The sequence below is a fragment of the Paenibacillus sp. LS1 genome, assembly GCF_026013365.1.
Taxonomy (GTDB): domain Bacteria; phylum Bacillota; class Bacilli; order Paenibacillales; family Paenibacillaceae; genus Paenibacillus.
In genome coordinates, this window is record NZ_JAPDOE010000014.1 from 103,635 (window position 1) to 126,162 (window position 22,528).

Consider the following 22,528-nt stretch of genomic DNA (forward strand, 5'->3'; position numbering starts at 1 on the left):
TTTTCGTAATTATAAATAAAAACATCCCCTGATCAAATTTTGATCAGGGGATGTTAGATAATATCTATTAGAACAATTTGTTATGGAGTTACAAGTGTTCCAGTTGATTCAACTTTGCCAGCGCTAGTTACAGTAACATAAACATCTGTACCAGCTGTTAAAGCTGCATTTACCACTGCAGAAGTATCACCAGTAGCTACAGTTTCTTCCCCCAGCTTAGTAGCCAATGCAGAGTCACTGTATACTTTAACAACATCACCAGCAACCAGACCAGTAACAGTTACAGTATCAGCTGCATCATCTGTAGAGATAGTTGAAGCTACAGGAGCTGCAGTACGATTACCAACAACTGCACTTTCACCGCTGAATGCTGCAACAGAGTTAGGAGTTGTTGCTTGGTCAGTAATCAGGTTGTTATCGATAACTGCAACTTTATAAGCTGTAGCTGCAGTACGAGTGCTTGCATCATTCAAGTTAATTACATAAGCGTCTTGATCAGTGTTGCGTGTAACAGTAAAGTCTGTTCCAGCTTGCAACGCTTTGTTGTCGCTAATGCGAGTTACTGTGAATGCACCTGCAGCAAGAGCATCGCTAGCAGATTTAACTTTTTCAGAGAACTGTACAGTGATCTGATTGTTGCTTACTGCAAGTTTGTCAGAAGCAGGAACTACTACTACTGGTTTAACGGAATCTTTGAATGTAGACAGTGCAGTATTACCTACGCCTGCGTTACCTGCGTTACTTACAAAGCTTTCGTAATTAACATTCAAGTTAAGGTTGCTACCATCAGTGTTCACATCAGAAGCAAATTTAACAGTAACTGTTGATGTACCATTTACTTCGATACTTGAAACTGCTGGACCATTTGTTACAGTGTTTTGAATAGCTGCACTTGAAGTGTAGTTATTAATACCTGCATCAAATTTCACTTTAACAGTTCTTCTGTCAACCAACTCAGCTTCGGAAGCTGCAAAAGCTGTAGAAGAAGATGTCAGAGTGATAACATTCGTTGGAGTTACTGTTGACTCAGTGAAATCTTTCAGAACAGTGCCGTTAGCGCTCTTAAGAGCCAACAATGTCAAAGTTTCAATCTTAGTTTCGTTAGCGAGAGCAGTAGATCCGAATACTACAGTTTTACCATTCAAGCTTTCTGCGAATCTGATAGATACAGCAGTTGCATCTTGAATAGGTGTAATTTCTGCAATAGCAGGAGTCAATGCTTGATTACGACCATCAATGCTCACCAAGTAGTTAGAGTAGTTAGTCAAGCTTTCAACGTCCATTGCTTTGTCAAATTTAACAACTACACGTTTTTCTTTAGCATTAACAGTTGCAGACTCTTTTACTGGAGCATCTTTGTCAGTACGGTTAATAGTTCCAGTGTAATCCAAAATTGTATTTTGCAATTTTGTATTATCTTTTACATTTTGAATTGTAAGTGTGTTGTTACCTACAGACAAATCAGTGTAAAGATTTACACGAACTACTTTGCTATCCAAAGCATCACGTACTGCACTTTGAACAGAGACAGTTTTACCATCTTTGTCTTTTACAGTGTAGTTAGAGCTCAATTGGGAGCTAGAAAGTTCTACTTCTTTAGTGAAAGTAACTTTAATTGTACGAGCATCATCAGTAGTTACAGAAGCAACTTCTGGACGCACTTGATCAATTACAGGAGTTACAACAACAGAAGTATTAGCTGCGATTTGGTTACCGGAGTAGTCTTTCACACCTTCAACGAAGATCGATACAGAACCTGTTGGAAGGGATTTGTTAACTCCGAAAGTGAACTGCCACTTGTTATCAGCCAATTGTTTTTTGCTTACAGCAGTGATTTTGCTGTCACCGGATTTCCAGTAAACTTTAGCAGCATCAACTGTTTCTACATCTACATCTTCAGAGAAAGTTACTGTTACACTTTCCAAAGTTGCAGTTGCTTCAGCAATTGTAGGAGCAGTAGTATCTTCTACAACTTTGATGTCATGAGTAGAAGCCAAAGATACGAAGTCAGCGAAGTCTTTAACACCGCTTACTGTAAGTTTGTGATCACCAACAGCCAATGCAGTTGTGCTGTACGGAGTCAATACAACTGTTCTGTAGTTGTTGCTTACAGTTACTTTACCGAAGTATTCTTTGCCATCCAATGTAAAGTTGGTTTGACCAACATTTTTAACTGGCTCGCTGAATACCACTTTAACAGATTTAGTTCCCAGAGATTGTACAGATGAAACTTCTGGAAGAACATTATCTACTGCTGTGAATTCAACATTAGTAGCGCTAACTGTAGCTGTTCCAGCTTTTACGTTGGAAACAGTTACTGCATCAACACGGTTGTTAGTCAATGCGCTGTCTTTCAAAAGCAATGTTGCAGAAGTTTGATCGTCGGAAAGTGTTACACTATCAACAACTTTACCAGATCTCAGAGTGTAGTTAACTACGTTCTCTGCGGAATCTTTATCAACTTTACCGTCAAATTTAACTACTACTTCTTTGAGGTTAGTTGCAGTTGCACTTTGAACTTTAGTAGCTGTAGTTACTACATAAGTAACTTTCTCAGTGAACTCTTTATCTTTGTAAGTGAATTTCACTTCAGTTTCTTTGTTAGCTTCAAGAGCTTTATCCAAAGTTACTTTTACAGTTTCGCCGTCGCTGATTTTGAACTCAACTACTTTACCAGCTTCAGTTACTGTGTAAGATTCTACTTTCAAGCTTTGAGCTTGATCGATAGAGTAAGCTGCACCTACCAACAATTCGCGGGAAGCATTGCCAGAGAAGTTAGCGTTAGCGTCGATCAGACCTGCGTTGATCGCTGCTTGAACATAACCTTTAGCCCATGCTGCTGCATTGTTGTTAGTTTCAGTTGGGATTTCAAGATCAAGTGCACGAGTCAAGATTGTAGCCATTTCAGCTACTGTCACTTTACCATTGAAGTCGAAGATTTTTTTCTCTACGTTTTTACCTTCCATGATACCCGCAGCAGTTACTGCTTCGATGTAAGGTACAGCCCAGTTTTTAGCTGTGTAGTTTTTGTCAGTGTAAGAAAGAGTTCCAGTGATCTCTTTCAGACCGAGCAATTTAGTGATAACTTTTGCGAACTCAGCGCGAGTCATCTCTTTGTCCAGACCAGCTGAACCATCTGGATAACCAGTGAAGATACCTTTTGCTTTCAATGCGTCAAACTGTTGTTGTGGTGTTACTGCTGTGTCACCGAATGCTACAGATGCAAACATTGAGAATGCCATTGCTGTAGACAATGCTACGGATAAAATTTTCTTCATAACCTTTTTGTCTCCTCCTTGGGCGTTCATAACATTGGAATTTTCTTTAATAGGGTCGCTCGTATTCCTCATTCTATTGTCGCACCCCCTTTCCAGAGTTATGAGCAAGTTAATATAAATGATGTCTGTGAGCATATCACAGAAACTTGTAAACAAGAATAAATGATAGAATCATACGTAAATAGAGTAGTTTCCTAATCCTACCTTACGTATTATACAATGGGTCTCTCGTGCCGTAAAGCAATTTTTTCTAATAAATAGACAAGATTCTTCACGAGGTCAATCTTGGTAAGTTCCCCAATGTTTTTGACTCTACATCTTAAACGCAGCAGATTTCAAAAAGTTGCGGATTCCTCAAAAAAAGTTTTGAACTTATTTATGTATTGATGCAGTGCGGGTCTATAGCGGGTTCAAAACCTTTGATGCAGCTGTATTCATGACCTTTCCTCCGAAATCAACCTGTGTAAGGAATGATGTGGACGTTTATTTATACCCGTTATGTTCCACGATGAAGCGACAAATTCTACATTATTGAAAATAAAAAAAGAGGGCCCTCAGGGCACCTCTTCTTGGATCAGTGACTATAACTTAGCGGATCTTCATCGCTAGCTCAATAATCTGAGCACGCATATTTGGATCACTATTCAATCTCAGATACATATCGTCAATTGGTTGTCTGTTCTCCCGGTATGTCTTCTCATGCTTCATCGTGGTGTGAGACCATTCAATCAATTCATTCTCGGCCAGAACCAGACTGTTATACGCATCATGGAAGCCGGTGGACTGTACAAGCCCTTCCATTACTTCCTGAGAGATCTCTTCGGTCTTACGTGTATCTTCCAACTTTTTCTCCAGAATGACTGCCTGCTTCTCAAACTGTGTCTTTGCCTTCATGTAACCCAATTGGGCTCTCGAATAAATCGGTTTCATTAGCTAACTTCACCCTCTAGATCATTGTGTATTTACCGTTATTGTATCTTAATCTCTAGCAAATTACAAAAATAGTTATTGGTAAAAAACAGTTTCCTTCTATTATAAATGAATTCTATACAAGCTATTCTAGAGTCATAAAAAGAACCCACCCCTTTTAGTAAAAGGGACAGGTCCTTCCTAAAATTATCTCAACAATGCTAGATTAGCTCAATGTTTTAGGGAATAACTTCGTGCTCTTTTTAAGCAGTTCTACTGCAATCTTAGCTGCTTCAGCACGTGTCATATTACCTTTTGGATTGAATTGGAATTGCGTTTTGGCTGCACCTGGAATGTTTACAGGGCTTCCTTCCATGATTTTCGCTTTGGTAACCGCCACAATGGCTGGTCGTGCATAGAAATCGATAGAAGTTGAATCCAGGAATGATTTGGCCAAAGTAGCCGTCAGCTTACTGTCATTGGCTGCAAGCTTGGCATTCATCGCCCGTGCGATCATAACCGCTGCTTGCTCCCGTGTAACAGGCTGATCTGGTCCAAAGAAGCCATCACTAAGCCCTTGAACAATACCTGCACGTGCTGCTGTTTCAATCGCTTCATACGTCCAACGATCCGATTTGGTGTTCTCGGAAACGTCTGTGAAGGTTGTTTTGCTTGGTTTAACCAATTGAATATCCATACCTTTGACAAGCAAAGTAGCAAATTCGCCACGTGTTGTCTGATCATCCGCACCGAACGCATTGGTTCTGAGCGGATTCATGATTCCTTTGGAATACATCGCATTCAGCAAGTTCCGTGCCCATGGATGATTTGTGATATCCGGGTAGCTTTGACTTTGCTTCATGACTTTGTAATATCCAAATTCATCAAACGGAACAGTGATAGTGTGACTCTTTGTATCCACTGCACCACCTATGGAAACCCATTTACCTACATTAGAGTCATCCGAGTAACGATATACCGTAATCGTAGACCCTACATCGTCAACAATGGATGGATCATAGCTCAGCGTTAACGTACCGCGCTGGGATGGGGTCAGAATACGCTCTTGTGCATATCTCGTAAACTCTCCATCAATGGAATAAGGCGTGATTCCATTCGTTCCTGCTTTGTAACCGTTCGTACCACGATCACCCAGTTCACCCAGACCACCGTTGATCCAGTAAATATCAGATACTTGAGTAAAGTTGGCTGTATTGATCACCGAGGCGAAGAAGCTCGACAATTCAGTAGGAATACGAATTACGCTGGCACCATTGGTACTTCTGTCATCTGCATTAACTCCGATAACATTACCGTAGTCATTCTTACGTTCTACAACACCGTCTTTTGGATCAGCGATACCAAACAACAGTTTGTTGTCTGGATAGAACTTCACCATGCCACTTGTTGTTGTCGATTGCAGTACCGTTCCTTTCGGGAATGAAAGCACCACATTTTTGTTGAACACGGTATATTTGTTGGCTACCTTAGGAGCCATGAACTGTGAATCAATCGCGATTGCACCTGTGTAATACACATTAACTGTATCGTTGATCGTGCCGCCCTCGCGTATAATCTGAATCTTGATTGCATTATTTTTATCTGCTTTGAGTCCTACATAATCCAATACAAAACGGTTATTCATATCGGTACGTTTAACTGCAGGCTCTTTACCGATCAATACTTGGGATGCTCCCTCAGCTTCAATATCGAAACGAACAAAGTTTTTGTTCACAACGATGTTGTTTCCTACCGTAGGTTGTGGAGACAAAATGCGGTAAGAAGAAGGTTCCCGTACAATCTCAAGACGTTGTGTCGTTCTCGCACCTGTGCTGTTGATGAGTTCGAGTGTGTACACATGTGTTCCTGGTACATCAAACTTAAGATTCTGAATCCGTGCGATAAACAGGTCACTATTACCTGTAATATCATAGCTAGGCAAGCCAGTTGTAGCTGGTTGATTCACTTCAAAAATCGTTGTACTTGTCAGTTCTTTAGTGAAAATTTTATCAGAACCGAAGTAGACGTTCACAATATCAGCACCACCGCCATTAATGACGAGGTCATAATTCTCTTCACTTGTTACATACTTGTCTTCTTTGAAAGCAAATTCAGGTGTAACGGAGAAAATGCGCTTCATCTCATCATCTTCATATTGCGTGATTGGTTTGTTGATAAATTGCTGACGTGAATCCTTAGGAATCAGCGTAGGCATGAAAGATGTCACTGTCGATTGATTCTGGTCAATGACATTGATCTTCAACGTAGTCGAAATGGTGATCGGAAGTTTATTCGCATCCTCATCTGTAGCACGGATTAGAATGGTGTTCTCACCATAGACAATCGGTCCTTCCTTTAACACAGGTAAGTCTACACTGAACGTTCCATCCTCTTTTTTCGGGAATGCTGTTGATGGTGTGAATTTTTTACCATTTACAAGTAATTCCGCGACAAAGTTATCCCCGTCTAGGGTTTTGAAACCAATGAAACGACCTTTTAACGTAAGCTTTTGCGAACTACTCTTAGAGTTAAAGGTGTAGGTTTGTCCGTTTTGAAGACTCTCCACATAAATAGAGCTCGCTGTTACATAAGAAATTTTTACAATCTTAGGCAAATTCGTCGGACTACCATAGTAAAAGCGTACTTGTTGATCTCCACCAAGGAAACCGGAGACTTTATAGATTTTTTGCTTATTAGATAATCCCTGTGGTGAAGCTACGTTAGCTATAGTTAGTTTGGTTGTGCCTGTTGGCAGATACTCACCTACAAGCGTACCCGAGATGGGTTCACTGGATTCTACCAAAATGAAGAACTCATCGCTTTGCAGCTTAGTGCCATCGAGCTTCGTCTGGGAATCAATGGCTTCACCCACTTTGTAGTCAGGCAAATAGTAGATCTCTGTGATATCCTGTGCCCCTGGTGAGAAGGTATAACTTGCGTTATATCCTGCACTGAAATTACCGTATGCGAGACGGAGACGAAGCGTTTGATCCTTCTTGGGAGATGTGCCATCTGCGGCAAGTTCCAAGTTATACGGTGTTGTAACCTCGAATTTCACCAATCGGTACTCAATGGTTACACCATCGGAACCCGTGATTAGTACTTCTTCAGCCGGGTCCGTTTCAAACACAAAATTAGTTGGTTGCGTCAAGTTGCCATTAGACAACGTGATTTCACCATTCGTTGGACTAAATGGATTAGGGCTCGCTGAATATGGAAGCAGAACCTGTCCAGTCAATGTTGCTGTAGTTTGACTTGTACCTGTAAAGGTTGGGTTGCTACTCAAAATGGATTTGTTCTGTCCACCCATTTGCACTTTCAAATCCGTAAAAGGTTGGTCTTTATCGAAATAGTAAATTGAACGTTCTGTTTCAATAGCATTGGATGCGCTTGAAATTTTGAACTTCAGATTATTCAGTCCTGCTTTTAATGCTAGCTGTGGCAAGAAGAACGATCCATCTTGCAGCATGGAAGCATTAATTTCATCCCCGCCATTAACTTTCACACTAACCAGGGTGGAATTCTGTACTTTACCTTGAATGGATACACGTTGTGTATCTACAACTGTGTTGGAACCCTCATTCAGATTATAAGACTTGTTACCGCCAGTAGCGGAACTGTCCGTAAATACTTGGAAGCTCTCAATAAATGGAGCCTGATCGTACAATACATAGAATGTATCTGACCGTTCAACTGACCCCTGGTTACCAGAGAAAGTAACTCGGTTGAATCCCGGGAACAGATTGAGGTTATTCGCTGTGAATTTGTTATTACCACTTGGATCAGCAGTAACTGCAGTTGTGATTGATTTAGTCGAGTCTGGAACCCATTTGCTATCTGAACCGGCTGTAACCAAGTTCAGTTGTTCAACTTTAACCTTCAAGCTCGTATTGGATACAAATGCATAAGAACCTGAAATTGTAATTGCTGAAGTTGAGGTTGTATATGCATTCGAACGTGTCAAGAAAGCCTTGGTCGCATCTTGAACTATAGATAGAGCAGCGGTCTCCCGCAATGTTCTAAGATCTGGCGTAAAATATGTGGTATAAGCATTAGATCCAACCGGATCACCGTCTGCAGCCGAAGCAACAGCCCCACCGAATAGACCCTGTGGGAACAATGAGAACACCATGGTGACCAACATGATCCAGACCAACGGCCGTTTCTTTTGTTGCATTACGTATCATCTCTCCTCTTTTTAAGTCAGTTACCTTTATATATCGGCAAAAGGTTCCAATTATTTAGTAAAAACCTCAAAATAAACAAAAAACCTTATCCACAAGGGATAAGGTTGGGTCTGGAATAATATTCAAGAATAGCTGTAACCATTACATTTATTTATCTATTTAAGATTTCGAACGAGTCTCCGGATTCAGCTTGACGCGCATGCGCATCAGGAAGTTGATAACCGGTCTTCTCGTCTTGCTAACAAGTCCGATGACTTCTGCTCCCACTTGGAGGAAGAACATCATGATACAGATGACCACGAACGTTACCCAGTTCGCTTCAAACATGGCAGCGGAAGATTGGATAATCGCCAGCACTCCGAAGAATGCAGCAATTCCGTATATGATCAGTACCGTCTGACGGTGACTGAATCCAAGTTCACGCAAGCAGTGATGCAGGTGACCTTTGTCCGGTGCGAAAATCGGTTTCCGTTGTACCGCACGACGGATAATCGCGAAGAAGGTATCCGAGAGCGGCACACCGATAATGATCAGCGGTGTAATAAAGGACACGATAGCAATTTGTTTGAATCCCAGCATGGACAGCATCGCCAGAGAGAAACCAAGGAATAGCGATCCGGTATCCCCCATAAAGATCTTCGCCGGGTGGAAGTTGAAGAACAGGAATCCAATGATGCTACCCAGCAGCACAAGACACATCAAGGCAATCATCATGTTACCCATCAGGAAGGACATCACGGCAATGGTACCAATTGCAATACCAGATACACCGGCAGCCAGACCATCTAGACCATCAATCAGGTTAATCGCATTCGTTACACCAACGATCCATAAGATCGTCAGGGGAATGGATACCCAAGCTTCGAGTGAAGAGTAGGAATCCTGAAACGGAATGTTAACGAAATCTACCCGGATATTAAATCCAAATACAACGACAGAAGCAGCAACGATCTGACCAAGCAGCTTCACTTTGGCCGATAGTTCAAACCGATCATCGAGTGCTCCGATCAGTACGATAATGGTTCCACCAATCAGAAACGCGCTGACAAAACTCATATCCCGAGTCGTGAACCATGCCGATACAAACGGAAGCAATGCAGCAACTGTGATAATAAAGGCCAAGAATATCCCTAGACCACCAAGACGTGGCATGATCCGTGTGTGTACTTTACGTGCATTCGGCGTATCCATTGCGCCAATGCGGACTGCGAACTTTTTGACAAGTGGTGTCAGGGCAAGAGCCAGTCCCATTGACACGATAAATCCAATGATAAAGATCGCTACCATTTGAACATTCGACCCCCAATTATAATACCTGTACGAAATTATAAATCCCCTGATCTCTTTTTATATATAAAATTATTTGTTAGTCACATTTGATGAAAAATCTTGTTACACGATAACGAAGAGTGCAAGGAGAACCTAGAGAAGTGTAACGTTCGCATTTATCACCGGATTTCATCCTTTGAAAAAGGATAAAAAGAAATCTGGGGATAACGGCGATCGACAGGTTGCCTTGCAATCGTAGTGCCAAGTGTAACGCTTCTGTTTTCATGGAGTGGCACACATGTAATCCGGAATGAATTATACGCTCATCACACCCGAAAAGCCATCCTCAATTTCTAGCAAAAACAAGCATTTATCTCGCAATTACCTGTTTTTAACGGAATTTCGTCACGTTTTCTTTGTCCCGCATCACCTTAACAGCGAATTTCGGAAGCGCAAGCATCCGGCCAGCCCGGCTCGGTTCACGCAACAAGCGATAGAACCATTCCAGTCTTAACTTTTGGAACAGGACAGGCGCACGTTTGGTTTTGCCCGAAATGACATCAAAGCTGCCGCCAACGCCCATAGTTACGGGAACCTGCAGTGCATCTTTGTGCTGGTGAATCCACGGTTCTTGTGTGTCGGCCCCACGTGCTACAAACAACAGATCAGGTGCTGCTTCCCGAATGGAGGCAATGACCTGCTCATCCTCAGCCGGACCAAAATAACCGTCGCGATAACCCACAATTCGAATCGCCGGATATTGCTGTTGTAACCGAACTGCCGTTTCTTGAATCACCTCAGGGGTGGAACCAAGCAGATATACGCCCCATCGATAGTTTTCTCCAACACGCAGCAATTCATGTAAAAGCTCAAATCCCGGCACTCGCTCAGCTACAGGATCTCCACAATAGTTAGCAGCCCATACGACACCTGTTCCATCAGGAACGATCAATTCCGCAGCTTGCATGACTTCCATGATTGCGGGATTTTCCAATGCGGCCATAACCATAATCGGGTTGGCTGTAATGACCTGATGTGGTGTCTGCTTGGACAGCACAGCTTCCTGGAGAACCTTCACCGTTTCTTTCATCGTCAGTTTGGAAAAAGGAATCCCGTAGATCGAAACGGTAGGTATTGATCCGGTCTGACTCATCTTTATCTCATCCTTTGCGGCCTAAATAGTTAATAATCTGCTGTGCAGGCACTTTGGCTTCCTGCTTCAATTCGGTGATGCCTTCTTCATGTTCCTTCAACCACTGTGAACGTTGATCCAACAGTCCAACGACCGTCTTGGCGAGCTTGTCGCCATCGAATGTATCCGTATTGCCTGCTGGTTCACTGTCCAGACGAAGGAGAAATTGATCGATTTTCGGATCATACGAGATGCCCACCGGAGGCACATATTGCGAAGCTGCATAGATCAGACTGTGCAGACGCATACCGATGACAAGATCACACTTGCTGACTTCCTCCAGCATAAGCTGAGGGTCGGTCAGATCTTGTGTGATGCTAATCTCACTGCCTTTGCTGGTCACATCACCAAGCATTTCCATAAGGAATCGTGATGCTTGTTCATCAACTGGCAAATGAAACGGCAGAAAACGCAAGTGCACGGCTCTTTTCGAGCATAGCTTTTTCAATCCGGCGGCAATAGCCGTAAGCTCTTTACGGTCTGACTCCCAGAACCGCACCGATACGCCGATTACGGGAAGCTTGGTATGTCCTCCAGATGAAGGTTCCACTCGGTTAGCTTGATTAGCAGCATTTGCTGAAATAGCATCTGTGCCACTATCAACTTTTGCTTCAGGTAATGGTAAGCCCATGACTGGGTCGGGTACTACATGGATCTGATTCCACTGTAGCCCGAGCCCACGCAGGTAGTCTGCAGATTGTTCATCCCGAACGGATACATAGGTGCAGGCCTTGAAAACCGATTTGATCATTGGATTGAAAATTTTACGCTTCACAGGGCCAATCCCCTGTGCATAGATAAACGTTGGTTTTTTCAACCACTGGGCTAGCTTGATGACACCCAGATAATAAGGAATGGACTTCAGTCCAGTTGCATCCTGCAATAGGCTTCCTCCGCCACTGATTAATCCGTCACTCTCCTTGAGAGCTTCACGGACTTCCTTCAGTTTCATCCGATGCACAGAGCGCACACCGTACATGGAGGTTGTCCACTCGGGGTCACCCGAGAGTACAATCGGTTCAATGGTGACATTAGACCTCTGACTTTCCTCTTCCAGCGCTGTCAAAATCGACTTTAGCACCGCTTCGTCTCCGCTGTTGCGGAATCCGTAATACCCCGAGATGACTAACTTTTGAGAAGTGGTGACCATTTTTTCCAACATCCTTCCGCTACTTGCCACACACCCACAGCAATGATACCGAAGATTAAGCCAAGTCCCAATCCCATCACTCCACGAATGAGTGACAATACAGCCGGCGTATGGATATGCGCGAACGTATCCACCATGGACAATTGTCCAATCGCTGCAATAATGAGCACAAAGATGACTTTACGATATTTTAAAGCGGCGAACACGCCAACGATAAACAGCGGGTGTCCCAGCATAAATTCTTTGAATCTCGGCCGTACACCGAACGTATCTTCCAGCGTGGTACGCAGGAACATCTCGAATGGTGTTACTGAACCCGAGTTGCCTGTACGGCTCAAATAATAGTATCCAACAACGGCAGCAACGAGTGCCAAAACAACCATTAAAACATTAATTGGCATACGAAGCATTTCTTTAATTTTCTTAATTGAGAACGAACCTGAACCACGATAAAACACAATGTAAATCGCTACCAGCGCCATAGGTGCAAAGTGCAACAGACTCACGCCACGGAACTGGTTGATGACCAGACTGTACGTAATGCTGTTAAGCAACGCGATGACAAAAGGTACCGCCAGGAACGACAGAATTGACGTTCTTACATATAACACCAATGTCTGCTTCAAACGACGACCCGCAGATGCGTCGGGTTGACGCTGTTGCTGATAGTTCACTGTACGAACGGCCAGCACCATCGCTATGGTCGGCGCGGCTATAGCCACAAGCAAGGCAATTCCTTGCTCCAGCAGCGTTGGTTTCAAAAGGAATAATCCGGCACTGCCCACCAGAGCAACTACAAATGCGATTAATGTCAGTAGTGGGATAAAATAAGAAACCATTAGTGCAATCATCGCAATTGCACCAACGAGAGCAACCAGCTTGGCATAACGCTGAATCGACGAATCCTTAACTGTAAATGCTTCAGCTTGTCCAAGTTCGAATCCATGCTTCGCCATGCGTTCTACCGCATGACCTGGTTCACCCAGGCTGTTGATCAGATTCTCAATTGGATCTGTAATCATGGCCTTGGCTGTATTCCGGCTTGGCGATGCATTCATATAGAGCATACGAATGTTACGGTCTTTGGTTGCCAGAACAAAGCGGTCAGCAATTGTATCTACATCCAGATTGGCATCTCCATCACTAAGCGAGTATAGACGCGTGACATTGTAGTCCGTTTTATAAGCAAGGGTCTGGAATCCAGACTGCGGTTTCTTCAAGTTCTCAATGGCTGCAAGACCAATATTGTGCTTGTTCAGCAACTGTGCGAACTGGTCGAGACTTTTCATCTCTGCATTATCATTGTACCCTTTCACAGCATCACCATCAAACAAGATGCGCTTCACGCCATTTTCCTCGAAGAAGGTAAGCAAGCGCTCCATCGATTCCTGGCTGTATGGCACACCGTCCGAGATGCGCGGCAAAATGTAGAAACCTTTATCACGCAGCATCTTCACCGCAACCGGATCGGGCTGCAAAGGCTGCATGTTGGCATTCTCCGGAGGAGTCTGCAATATTAAGCCGCTACGACCTTCATATTCCCATGGTAGCACTGGAATCTGCCGATCAGCGAACGTTTGTTCAATAATAGGGGTATACGTCTGTGCGTTTTCCTCAGAAGTAAATAACACATACGTGTAATTTGCGTTAGAAGGAATCACATCTTTGGTCAGGTTCGCGAGATCCTGGCCGTTGTATACCATTAGTCGGCGTGTCTTTCTCAGCTCGTCCAATGTACTTTCGAACACAGCCATCGTTGTTACGCCTGCGTCTTTCAGACGAGTCAATTGTTCATTCATGAAATCTTGCGGATGTGCCTGATAGGCGGAAATATCCAGCAGACCTCGATAATTGAAGACAAGCTCTACCTTTTTGGCAGAAGATTCTGTCTGCACCCGATCACTGATTACAGGGATGGACGCAACGAGACCGATAATAACGACGAGCCACAACCACTTCCGAGAAGCGTTATTCCAATAAAGCCATTTTTGACGCACTACATGTACCTCCTCAAGTGTTGGAACCAAATGCACGTTCAGCTCAAGTAATTCGTTCATTTAACATTTATACAATAGGTTACAAACAGCTTGTGTCAACAAGCCCTGTTATATGCTAGAACCATCTACACTTTTATTTCAAAGAAAAACCCCTCCGCCAACCAACCTTACGGTGCGGAGAGGCCTTCTCATGTTCTTGCTCATTGCTGCATTCGTATTATTGTGCGTCTACACGCGACATCACTGTAGTCACCAGACGCTCGATCCGGCTTTCCGCATCTTCCAAGTTCTCTCCACGCACAGCGAAGTATACTTTGATCTTCGGTTCTGTTCCTGAAGGGCGCAAGCAGAACCATGAACCGTCTGCCAAAATGAACTTCAGTACGTTCTCCTTCGGAAGACCGTCCAAACCAAGGGAGTAGTCCAGTACATCTTGTACAGCGATTCCCGCTACTTCTTGTGGCGGATTGGAACGCCAGTCCGTCATTTTGGATTGAATCTGAGCTACGCCATCTTTGCCTTTCAACGTACGGGACTCCAGCTTCTCCAGGAAGTATCCGAATTGGTTGTACAACTCTTGCAAGACATCATAGAGCGTCTTACCTTGACTCTTATAATACGCAGCAGCTTCAGCAATCAGCATCGAGGCAAGAACAGCATCCTTGTCACGGGCATAGTTGCCTGAAAGGTAGCCATAACTCTCTTCATATCCGAACAAGAATGTATGACTGCCTGTTGCTTCGAACTGGTTCATTTTTTCACCAATATATTTGAAGCCTGTCAGTGTATTCATCACTTCTGCACCGTAATGTTCAGCAATGACAGCACCCATCTCACTTGTTACGATCGTTTTGACAACCGCACCATTGCTTGGCAGTGTACCCGTCTCTTGCAGGCGACTTAACAGGTAATGTACCATAATGGCACCAGACTGGTTACCGGACAAGACGAAATATTTGCCATCGTTGTCTTTCACAACAGCACCCATGCGGTCTGCATCCGGATCTGTTCCGATCAGAATGTCAGCGCCAACGGATTCTCCCAGCTTCATTGCGAGCGTAAACGCTTCGCGTTCTTCCGGGTTAGGGGATTTCACTGTAGAGAACTCAGCATCCGGCTGTTCTTGTTCGGCTACAATGTGCACTTGCTCGAATCCGATCTGCTCCAGCACGCGACGTACAGGGATGTTGCCTGTTCCGTGCAGCGGTGTGTATACGATTTTGAAATCACGGCCTATGCCGGATTGGATCAGTTCGCGGCTCAGACTGCGGCTTGCTACGGTATCCACGAACGCTTGGTCTTGCTCTTCACCCAACCAGATCAGAAGGCCTTGAGCTTCTGCTTCTTCTTGCGTCAGCTTCTTCACGTCAGCAAGAGAAGGCACTTCTTGAATGTACTGAATGACTTTTTCAGCTTCATCCGGCACCAATTGACCGCCCTCATGATTGTAGACTTTATATCCGTTGTATTCCGGTGGGTTATGGCTCGCTGTTACGACGATTCCACCAGTTGCATTCTGATGACGCACCGCGAATGACAACTCCGGAGTTGAACGCAAGGATGGGAACAGCTTGGCTACAATACCGTTTCCAGCCAGTACAAGCGCAGCATCCAGTGTGAATTCAGGTGAGAAATGACGGGAATCATGAGCAATGACGACAGAAGGTTTACCTTCTTGGTCACCATGCTGCTCAAGTAGATAACGCGCAAACCCTTGAGTCGCCCGACCCACAGTGTAACGGTTCATCCGGTTGCTTCCGGCACCAATGACCCCGCGCAATCCCCCTGTACCAAACTCCAGGTTTCTGTAAAAACGTTCCTCCAGCTCTTTCGGCTGATCCTGCAAGTCACGAAGCTCCTGTTTCGTTGCTTCATCAATCGAAGCATCCTCCAACCATTGCTGCAACGTCTCTGCTGCTGCTGTACTTAACTGTTCCATTCCGATAAACCCCTTCCGTCTATATAAATTCAGGTGTGCTGCGTTACTTCAGCATCTTGCATCATTCGGTCCGACTAAGTCCCTGCATGATGTAAATGCTCACGTATGTAATCAGCTTGGGTCAGACAGTGCAAACATGATCTCGCCTTCAGCGACCACTTTGTCGTTCACTCGGGCAGTTGCTTTACCTTTACCAATCGAACCCTTCAGACGTGTAATCTCTACTTCCAGAATCAACGTATCTCCGGGCACAACTTGTCCACGGAATCGGAAGTTGTCCAGTCCCGCCAAAAAGCCAATTTTTCCTTTGTTGCCTTCCAAATTCAGAATGGCTACGGCACCAACTTGCGCCAGCGCTTCTGTAATCAGTACACCCGGCATTACCGGATACTCTGGGAAATGACCAATGAAGAAAGGTTCGTTAATGGTTACGTTCTTCAAACCAACGGCACGTTTGCCATCCTCAATCTCTAGAATCTTGTCCACAAGCAAAAACGGGGGGCGGTGCGGGATGATCTCTTGAATCTGTTTGATATCGAGCACAGTGTAATCTCCTCTCGGGATGTTTATATGAGCGTTCTTCATCATAAAGTTCCCATGTGCGCACAGGTGACCGTTACGGGTACGGATCATTCTTTCGATCGCTGTTGTTTCCAAATGTTTCTAAACTATTCTTCAGATGGATAACATTTGGAAACAGCTTATGCTTTCGAAGCAGCTTTCTTTACAGAAAGCTTTTAGGCGAGCGCTTCGCTTCTTCTGAACGATTCCGTTCCCTCCACTTACTTCGGTGCTGCAAGGTCAACCCCAACATGACAAAATCAAAAGCTCATATAAATGGGTTTTAATTTTTAAATTTTGTATGGAAAGCATATTTTCGGTTAACACTAGTTATATCCTTCATGACTGCAGTAGTGAAGGTTAAGATAAGGGGTCTCTCTTCGCGATGACGAATGTCTTTCGCAGGGGAGGCCTCTTTTGACGTCAAACGTCATCCATCATTATACTGTTTTCAACGTCAAAAAGAAAACTCCTGCCTGCGCAGGAGTTTTCGCTTAACTCGTTACATTATGGAGCGAATACCAGATTATATACATGTTCCCATGTACTCCATTGCAGTACGGAACCGATATCCTGTTTGCCCAGTACCACATATCCAGCTACCATTCCGCCAGCAAGGGCAAGAACAAGCAGGACCGGAACCAGGAACCATCTTGCGATGCGCCATCCACTCTTCTTCTTCTTGACTTCCTTCTTCTCTGGCTTACTGTTCTGCTGCTGTGTTTCTGTCATCACATTCACCTTTTACGCTCTTATAGTGTTGGCAAGACCCATCATGGAGTCACTCGAAGTTAGCGCCCGTGCCGCCAATTGATATGTCCGCTGTCCTTGCATAAGCAAAGCCATCTCCTGTGTCAAATCCACATTGGATTGCTCCAGATAACCTGGGAGGATCATGGCTGTCGCTTGACGTGTAGCTGCATCAGCGCCAAATACATCATCCTCGGTTAATCCCGCATCCAGCCCAAACAGATTATCTGCATACTGTACGAGCCCCTCAGGGCGTTCAATGTCTACCACTTGCAGCTGTGCTCCAATGGTTGCGTTCGCCTCATTACCGCGTCGGATTAGCAGGTTGCCATTTTCATCAAAAGCAACTTTGCTATTATTCGGTGCCGTAATACGGTTTCCTAGACGATCCAGGGCAAAGTGGCCTTCGCCATTGACCATCACCATCATATCTGGTGAATTGGGAGTAGGTTTCGGTCTTGTATCAGGTACAAAATGAAATGCACCCTGGCGTGTCCACATTTTTTCCCCATTCGCTTCAACTGCAAACATGGCATTTCCCTCAATGGCCAGATCGGTTGGAAGACCTGTCTCATTTAAGGTACCCTGAGACATATCCTTCGTCACATCTGCCAAACGAGCACCAAAACCGAGGTTATATCCCATCGGTGTGGAACGTCCATCGAGCTTGTACTTGTCCGGTTGTTGTTGAACCCGGGTCAGCACATCCTCGAAAGCCGCTTGCTTGCTCTTATAGCCTGCCGTATTCACGTTGGCAATATTATCGGAAATGACATCCAGACGCTGCTGTATGGCGGTCATGGAAACTTTGGCACTAATCATGGAATTATTCATCGGTGGTTTACCCTCCCTTGTGTCCTGTCCACCCTCCCAAACCCTCCCTAGTAGGGAGGGCCCCAGATGGCGCTGCCCTCTGGACTCCCGAAACAGGCGGATTAGGTAAGTGGGGTACGATCTTGCTAAGTGACGGTGGTGTGTGTGCGCCGCGACTGCCCGACTATGATTGCCGCCATCGTTTCACATGGCTGAATCATAGTCGGGCACGCTCTCTATACGGCGTGTAGCTCCGCGTGGTATCTTCCCTGCTTTGCTTCGCAAAGGGCTGTCGAGACCGTCGCTTCGCTCAGGTATTGCTACGCACTCCTCGCATAAGCTCGGCTGCGTTTAGACTCTTGCGCTCCGCGGGGTCTCTTCCCTGCTTTGCTCCGCAAAGGACTGTCGAGACCGTCGCTACGCTCAGGCACTGCTGCGCACTCCTCGCATAAGCTCGGCTGCGCTTGGTTTGCGCTTCGCGTGAGCCTCTCTGCTTTGCTACGCAAAGGGCGTTTGGCTCTCCGCTGCGCGGTTATATTTAAACGTCGGCGTTATACACGACCGACTTCATTGACGGCTTTTTCCAAACTACGGTCGTAGAATTGTACGACCTTCTGGTTCGCTTCATACGCACGGAATGCGGCGTTCATATCAACCGTTGCCTGTGAAGCATCGACATTCGAGCCTTCTAGGTAGCCCTGACGGATCTGCACATTATCACCGGCAGCCAGCATCCGGGCGGTCGCCCCATTTTCATCGCTCAGACTGAAATTGCCATCACCTTGACGTACCAGTTGATTCGGCTGGTCAATGACACTAATACCGAGAGTAACACCTGTAGGTGCACCGGTTGCTGCATCCACAAGACGGCCTTGCTCATCCACTTTAAATTGCTCTACCGAACCTGTCAACACTATGGGTTGTCCATTATTATCCAACACTTGTGAGCCTGTTGAGCTCAGCAACTGTCCAGTTCCTGTAATCTCGAAGTGTCCATCACGTGTATATCCGGTGTTACCTTGTGCATCCTGCACTGTAAAATATGCCTGAGGCTGGTAAGTTACCGTGCCATCGGCCCGTACAAATTTGCCTGACGCGTCAATCGGGACAGGTTGTCCAGTCTGCGGATCATTAACCGACATATTGGATGAAATGGAAAAATCATTTTTCTGTCCAGTCTCCATAATGGTCCCCTGCAAATTCATGGACAAACTCTCTTCCGCGAACACCCCTGTGTTCAGCTTGCCCAGCCGCTTTGTCGGGAGATTCGCATCTCCGCCTACCAAGGTAATGAGCATTTCCGGGAAGGAACGGCTTACGCTGTTCACCTGTTTATATCCCGTCGTGTTCGTATTTACAATATTCTGTGTTGCTGTGTCATGGCGGCGTTGTTGCGTAATCATTCCCGCAGTCGCGGTATACAGACCTCTTAACATGAATTAACCCCTCTCCTCAAGCGCTTGTCCTGCATTACAGGCTGGCTGCTTGTCCGTTCTGCTTTCCGAGCATGGCGAACCTTTGCTTTTTATATCGGCAGATTAGAACTTTTTCTTAACCACCTGATCCAAATTATTAAGCATAATGCCTGTCCCCTTCACGACACAATGCATTGGATCTTCCGCAACCCACACCGGTACATGCAATTCATTGGACAAAAGCTCGTCCAGTCCGTTCAGCAATGCGCCTCCACCAGTCAAAACAACACCCCGGTCGATAATGTCCGCTGACAATTCAGGCGGTGTACGTTCCAATACCGATTTGGCTGCCACGATGATGGATTGCACCGAATCCCAGAGCGCTTCTTGTACTTCATTCCCCGATACCGTTACGGTAACAGGCAGACCGGATACCATATCGCGTCCGCGAATGTCCATCTCCGTTTGACGTCCACCCGGATGTACCGAACCAATCGCAATTTTGATATCTTCCGCGGTCCGTTCACCGATCATGAGCTTGTACTTGGCTTTGATAAACTTAATAATCGCTTCGTCGAACTTGTCCCCTGCGACTTTAATAGAAGAGGCGGTGACCACGTCGCCCATAGAAAGGACTGCAACGTCAGTCGTTCCGCCGCCGATATCCACGACCATATTGCCGCTCGGCTGAAAAATATCCATTCCCGCACCGATCGCTGCCGCTTTTGGCTCTTCTTCCAGAAACACTTCTTTGGCACCGCTGCGTTCCGCCGCTTCGCGGATGGCCTTCTGCTCTACAGAAGTAATGTTCGTTGGTGCACAGATCAGAATTCGAGGGTGGCTGTACCAGCTTCTTGCACCCACACGATTAATGAAATGTCTGAGCATCGCTTCCGTAATTTCGAAGTCCGCAATAACGCCGTCTCGCAGCGGTCTAATGGCAACAATGTTACCTGGAGTACGCCCCACCATACGACGCGCTTCTTCCCCAACAGCAAGGACACGCTTCGTATCTCTTTCAATGGTCACGACGGAAGGTTCATCGAGGACAACCCCACTTCCTTTCACGTGAATAAGCACGTTCGCCGTGCCAAGATCAATACCGATATCCTTGCTAAACATAAAAGAGCCCCCAAAGTGATATTATTTGGTCAGCGTATCCTGTGAAAAAGAGTCCCTTATCACGTCACCGCTCGTTCGACAAAGTGCAACATATATATGTAAAAATCGGGCTGATAAGATGTCATAATTCGATCCTGTACCAGCTTTTAACATATCATACTTCAGGGGAGGGATTCAATGCATGTGTGAGCTTTTTGGCCTACGTCTTTGTGAAGATGCTTACGATTTGGCGGAAGCCAACACCTCACGTTTCTTGCCACTCGTTTTTTTGTATTTGATTTTGGTCGCTTCCCCGCCCCGCAAATGGCGGATCGACTTGTGGTACTCCAAAATGTGTTTCACCTGGTCAGCAAGATCAGGGTTGATTTCCGGCAGACGCTCCGTCAGATCCTTATGCACAGTACTCTTTGACACGCCGAATTCCTTGGCTATGGTACGGACCGTATTCCTCGTCTCAACAATGCAGCGACCAATTTTGATGGTCCGTTCCTTGATGTAATCGTGCACGCTCCCGCCTCCCTACTGTGTGGATAGTTTGGTACATTATATGAGGAGCATGCCTATATATTCGCGGTTTAGAGGTGTGACAAGCTTCGAAGGTCCCATTATTTTCTGAAAAGCACAAAAAGAGCAGAGGCTTAACCCTCTGCCCATCATGTTGCTGCGGTAAAAATCATTTATTTTTCCGGAAGATATCCTTGCGGGTTAACCGGCTGTCCGTCTTCGTACACTTCAAAGTGAAGGTGGTTGCCGAGCGTTTTACCCAATTCATTGACGCCAGCAGATGCAATTGCATCTCCCTGTTTCACTTCGTCGTCCTGTTTCACTTTGACGTCTGCCAAGCTTTGGTATACCGTCTTCAGGTTATCGCTGTGTGTGATTTCCACAACTTGACCTGCGAGCGGATTTTGCTCAACCCGTGTGACTTTACCAGCAAGCGCTGCTTTGACTTCAAACGTTTTGTTATCCCCACGCGCCAGATCCACACCCGTGTTCGGAATGAATGTATCATTGTACTGAACCATCGCCGCTTCATGTTCCTCGGTTGAAGCTTCGTTATCATAGAAAGGTTTCACTACCGAAATTTCGGACGGTACCGCTACCGGCCATACAAAATTCTCCGACTTTGCAACAACTTCCACACTTTCTTCTTCTCCACCTGCTGCTGTTCCTTCTGTACCCGCCGATGCGCCTGTTTCTACTACCCCGCTAGCAGGGTCCGAGTTCAGCGTTTTGTCGCCTGTGCCCTGATAGACCCACACTAAGGTTAGTATAATGCCTGCTGCTGCGATGTAGGCTGCCGGGAAGACCCAGCGTTTGGACATTGCTCTTCTCCATGAAGAGGGCTGGCTAGCCGGTACTCCTTGTGTTGTTTTAGGAGTTTCTTCTTGGACTGTTTTTTTGTTTTGTTCATTCATCTTGATCACCTCAGTAACAAGTGTTACCGGGTGCAACTCTTTTATACACGCGCGACTCTAATTATTTTCACGGAGGTTTCAGAGAGTGCTATATATGTGAGGGGTGAGTGTTAGTGCGTGCGCCGCTTCGGGGCCAGAAAACCTTTCGACCGGCTGTTATCCCCGGATTTCCTGATTATATTCTCCCAAGGGAGAAATCCGGTGATAAAGGCGGACACTACGTTTCTACAGGTCTTTTCTGTCCCCTGCGCTCTCCATACGCTAGCACTCTCCCTATATAGCCGAATCTCGAAAGCTCCGGAATGGGTGGTTCGTAGAGTGGTCCGGATTGGCTGTAGAGGCCAATCCTTCTATGAAGTGCAATTATCGGTGAGAGCGAAATGATATAGGATGTGACTGGATAATATAGATTTAAGGCGCCTAGGTTCTTTAAAGTGAGATGTGTGATTAGATAATAAAATCTTTCTAACGAACTCAGGCAGCCTTATTGACGAGGAAATCGTGGCTTAGGAATTCTAAAGAACCCTA

Annotated in this window: 15 protein-coding genes; all 15 read right to left on the bottom strand. The window is 45.4% G+C overall.

Annotation, left to right across the window (positions count from 1 at the left end; translation table 11 throughout):
• Positions 1 to 80: 80 nt before the first annotated feature.
• The 15 genes from OM416_RS28285 to OM416_RS28360 all read right to left on the bottom strand — a co-directional run bounded on the left by OM416_RS28285 (position 81) and on the right by OM416_RS28360 (position 22,000).
• The gene (locus OM416_RS28285; protein ID WP_319951943.1) at positions 81 to 3,278 is read right to left on the bottom strand and encodes an S-layer homology domain-containing protein; all 3,198 of its coding nucleotides are present in this window, start codon (positions 3,276 to 3,278) and stop codon (positions 81 to 83) included.
• Between the two features lie 588 nt (positions 3,279 to 3,866).
• Positions 3,867 to 4,208 (bottom strand): hypothetical protein, encoded by a 342-nt coding sequence (locus OM416_RS28295; protein ID WP_076332560.1) that lies wholly within the window; start codon positions 4,206 to 4,208, stop codon positions 3,867 to 3,869.
• A 205-nt stretch (positions 4,209 to 4,413) separates the two neighbouring features.
• The gene (locus tag OM416_RS28300; RefSeq protein ID WP_264935072.1) at positions 4,414 to 8,364 is read right to left on the bottom strand and encodes an S-layer homology domain-containing protein; all 3,951 of its coding nucleotides are present in this window, start codon (positions 8,362 to 8,364) and stop codon (positions 4,414 to 4,416) included.
• 169 nt (positions 8,365 to 8,533) lie between these two features.
• Complete coding sequence (locus tag OM416_RS28305; protein WP_036612523.1) at positions 8,534 to 9,661, bottom strand: glycosyltransferase family 4 protein; 1,128 nt, start codon at positions 9,659 to 9,661, stop codon at positions 8,534 to 8,536.
• Positions 9,662 to 10,034: 373 nt separating this feature from the next.
• Positions 10,035 to 10,796: a WecB/TagA/CpsF family glycosyltransferase gene (locus OM416_RS28310; RefSeq protein ID WP_264935075.1), complete on the bottom strand. Its 762-nt coding sequence runs from the start codon at positions 10,794 to 10,796 to the stop codon at positions 10,035 to 10,037.
• Positions 10,797 to 10,803: 7 nt separating this feature from the next.
• Positions 10,804 to 11,985 (bottom strand): polysaccharide pyruvyl transferase CsaB, encoded by a 1,182-nt coding sequence (gene csaB / locus OM416_RS28315; RefSeq protein ID WP_264935077.1) that lies wholly within the window; start codon positions 11,983 to 11,985, stop codon positions 10,804 to 10,806.
• Positions 11,961 to 13,982, bottom strand: a complete 2,022-nt coding sequence (locus OM416_RS28320) for a DUF5693 family protein (protein ID WP_264935079.1) — start codon at positions 13,980 to 13,982, stop codon at positions 11,961 to 11,963. Before OM416_RS28320 ends, csaB begins: the two co-directional genes overlap by 25 nt.
• A 217-nt stretch (positions 13,983 to 14,199) precedes the next feature.
• Positions 14,200 to 15,921: a phospho-sugar mutase gene (locus OM416_RS28325; protein ID WP_264935081.1), complete on the bottom strand. Its 1,722-nt coding sequence runs from the start codon at positions 15,919 to 15,921 to the stop codon at positions 14,200 to 14,202.
• A gap of 111 nt (positions 15,922 to 16,032) precedes the next feature.
• A complete protein-coding gene (fabZ, locus tag OM416_RS28330) occupies positions 16,033 to 16,464 on the bottom strand; it encodes a 3-hydroxyacyl-ACP dehydratase FabZ (protein ID WP_036613058.1) in 432 nt (143 codons plus the stop codon).
• Between the two features lie 525 nt (positions 16,465 to 16,989).
• Entirely contained in the window at positions 16,990 to 17,214 is a 225-nt protein-coding gene (locus OM416_RS28335; protein WP_062836973.1) for a DNA-directed RNA polymerase subunit beta, read from the bottom strand.
• A gap of 12 nt (positions 17,215 to 17,226) precedes the next feature.
• Positions 17,227 to 18,066: a flagellar hook-basal body protein gene (locus OM416_RS28340; RefSeq protein ID WP_264935086.1), complete on the bottom strand. Its 840-nt coding sequence runs from the start codon at positions 18,064 to 18,066 to the stop codon at positions 17,227 to 17,229.
• A 530-nt stretch (positions 18,067 to 18,596) separates the two neighbouring features.
• Positions 18,597 to 19,481: a flagellar hook-basal body protein gene (locus OM416_RS28345; RefSeq protein ID WP_264935088.1), complete on the bottom strand. Its 885-nt coding sequence runs from the start codon at positions 19,479 to 19,481 to the stop codon at positions 18,597 to 18,599.
• 102 nt (positions 19,482 to 19,583) lie between these two features.
• Positions 19,584 to 20,582, bottom strand: a complete 999-nt coding sequence (locus OM416_RS28350) for a rod shape-determining protein (RefSeq protein WP_253441322.1) — start codon at positions 20,580 to 20,582, stop codon at positions 19,584 to 19,586.
• Between the two features lie 219 nt (positions 20,583 to 20,801).
• On the bottom strand, positions 20,802 to 21,089 hold the full coding sequence (gene spoIIID, locus OM416_RS28355; RefSeq protein WP_024632710.1) for a sporulation transcriptional regulator SpoIIID: 288 nt from the start codon (positions 21,087 to 21,089) through the stop codon (positions 20,802 to 20,804).
• Positions 21,090 to 21,259: 170 nt separating this feature from the next.
• Positions 21,260 to 22,000, bottom strand: coding sequence for a M23 family metallopeptidase (locus OM416_RS28360; protein ID WP_264935099.1), 741 nt, complete (start codon positions 21,998 to 22,000; stop codon positions 21,260 to 21,262).
• Positions 22,001 to 22,528: the final 528 nt, after the last annotated feature.

Coding starts and splice junctions, on each gene's coding strand:
- OM416_RS28285 (WP_319951943.1), bottom strand. CDS start 3,278: ATGAAGAAAATTTTATCCGTAGCATTGTCTACAGCAATGGCATTCTCA.
- OM416_RS28295 (WP_076332560.1), bottom strand. CDS start 4,208: ATGAAACCGATTTATTCGAGAGCCCAATTGGGTTACATGAAGGCAAAG.
- OM416_RS28300 (WP_264935072.1), bottom strand. CDS start 8,364: ATGCAACAAAAGAAACGGCCGTTGGTCTGGATCATGTTGGTCACCATG.
- OM416_RS28305 (WP_036612523.1), bottom strand. CDS start 9,661: ATGGTAGCGATCTTTATCATTGGATTTATCGTGTCAATGGGACTGGCT.
- OM416_RS28310 (WP_264935075.1), bottom strand. CDS start 10,796: ATGAGTCAGACCGGATCAATACCTACCGTTTCGATCTACGGGATTCCT.
- csaB (WP_264935077.1), bottom strand. CDS start 11,985: ATGGTCACCACTTCTCAAAAGTTAGTCATCTCGGGGTATTACGGATTC.
- OM416_RS28325 (WP_264935081.1), bottom strand. CDS start 15,921: ATGGAACAGTTAAGTACAGCAGCAGCAGAGACGTTGCAGCAATGGTTG.
- OM416_RS28335 (WP_062836973.1), bottom strand. CDS start 17,214: ATGACAGAAACACAGCAGCAGAACAGTAAGCCAGAGAAGAAGGAAGTC.
- OM416_RS28340 (WP_264935086.1), bottom strand. CDS start 18,066: ATGAATAATTCCATGATTAGTGCCAAAGTTTCCATGACCGCCATACAG.
- OM416_RS28345 (WP_264935088.1), bottom strand. CDS start 19,481: ATGTTAAGAGGTCTGTATACCGCGACTGCGGGAATGATTACGCAACAA.
- OM416_RS28350 (WP_253441322.1), bottom strand. CDS start 20,582: ATGTTTAGCAAGGATATCGGTATTGATCTTGGCACGGCGAACGTGCTT.
- OM416_RS28360 (WP_264935099.1), bottom strand. CDS start 22,000: ATGAATGAACAAAACAAAAAAACAGTCCAAGAAGAAACTCCTAAAACA.